Source organism: uncultured Granulicatella sp. (genome assembly GCF_938030755.1).
Taxonomy (GTDB): domain Bacteria; phylum Bacillota; class Bacilli; order Lactobacillales; family Aerococcaceae; genus Granulicatella.
Genome location: NZ_CALHIF010000080.1, coordinates 1 through 1,750 on the forward strand (window position 1 = coordinate 1; position 1,750 = coordinate 1,750).

At 38.6% G+C, this 1,750-nt stretch carries 2 protein-coding genes; both read right to left on the reverse strand.

The features are described from left to right. Positions 1-558: MATE family efflux transporter (locus Q0594_RS08235; RefSeq protein WP_298731152.1), on the reverse strand; the 558-nt coding region annotated here is incomplete at its 3' end. Positions 559-1,160: 602 nt separating this feature from the next. Then, a partial coding sequence (locus tag Q0594_RS08240; protein WP_298731154.1) for a threonine--tRNA ligase occupies positions 1,161-1,750 on the reverse strand: 590 nt, incomplete at its 5' end.

The window sequence follows — 1,750 nt, forward strand, 5'->3', positions numbered from 1 at the left end:
TAACGGATCTAAGACTGTATTCAGCAACGCTCCAATAATAATCGCCATCATAGAATAAGTGGCTCTACCATCTGCACGAACGAGTGGATTAAATCCAATTGAAAACATAAAAAATGGGATTCCTAGCGCTGTAATGCCAACATATTCACTGGCATATCCTAAAATTTGATCGGTTGCACCAAATAAATTCATTAAAGGTTGCAAGAACACGAATACAATGCTCATAATAATGAATCCAGCTGTCAAAAGTAACACAACGGCCGTTCCTGTCACTTCACGCGCATGTTTATCTTCCTTTCGTCCTAGCGCCAAGTTAAAGTTCGAAGCTGCACCAATTCCTACCATTAATCCAATCGCCATACAGATTGTTGTAATGGGAAAGGCAATATTCGTAGCTGCATTCCCTAAGTATCCTACCCCTTGTCCAATAAAGATTTGGTCGACAACATTATAGAGTGCATTCACCACATTCGCGACAATCGCAGGAATCGCCATTTTCCTAAGAAGAGACCCTATCTTTTCAACCCCTAACGGATTTTGTTTTTCTTCAACTCCCATTCAAACTCTCCTTTTCAATCAGTTATATATACGCATAAAAAAAGTCCCTCCACACGCGGAGAGATCTACCAATACATTTATCTTAACTTTGAAATCTGATTTTGTCAAACATCCAATCCCGCTATTTCGGTTTCAGAAACTCCAACGGACACTCCAATTTTAGCGAACACTAATTTTTCGTAAGATTCGTCTTTTTTTATCCGCATTTTGATTTATGTCGGCCTAAGAAAGATAGCTCATCTTATAAAATATACGAATAGATTTTTAATTCTTCGTTCTGAAGAATCATGCGGATTCTATAAAAGCAGTAATGGGGAATGATATCAAAACGAATTAACGGGAGTTAGGAATTTATTCCTTACTCCCGTTTTTGAGGCTTTGGAGGGGCAAGACTTCGGCTTGCACCGTTATCCCATTACAGCTTTTATGAAGGCATCCGCATCGATTCGAAAGAACGAAACTTCTATAAAAATACAACCCCCTATGTTTTATAAGAAGCAGAATTATCCTTCTTAAACAATCCAGCCATAAATCAAAACCTTCGGTTTTATATTTATAATTAAGCACAAAAAAGACTCGTATTGCTACGAGCCTTTTAAAAATTAGTCTTCAAGCGGACGAGAGAAGTTTGCAATCTCGCGTTGTACTAACTCTAGATATGCTTCTACAGGCATTGATTTCGTTTCTTTAGAACCATAACGACGAACCGTTACAGTACCTTCTTCAACCTCTTTATCCCCAATTACTAATTGATAAGGAATCTTTTGAGTTTGAGAGGCACGAATCTTGTAGCCCATCTTCTCATTACGATCATCTAATTCAACACGTAATCCTAAACGAGCCATTTTTTCTTTCAACTCACGGGCAGCATCATAATGATGTTCCACACTTACAGGAATGATTGTTGCTTGAACTGGAGCTAACCAAGTTGGGAACGCTCCTTTATATTCTTCGATTAAGTACGCTACGAAACGTTCTGCAGTTGAAACAACCCCACGATGGATAACCACTGGACGGTGAGTGTTATCTCCATCTTCACCAACGTATGTTAAGTCGAAGCGTTCTGGTAATAAGAAGTCTAATTGGATTGTAGACATTGTTTCTTCTAATCCCATTGCTGTACGGAATTGAATATCTAATTTTGGACCGTAGAATGCTGCTTCACCGATAGCTTCGAAGTATTCTAATCCCA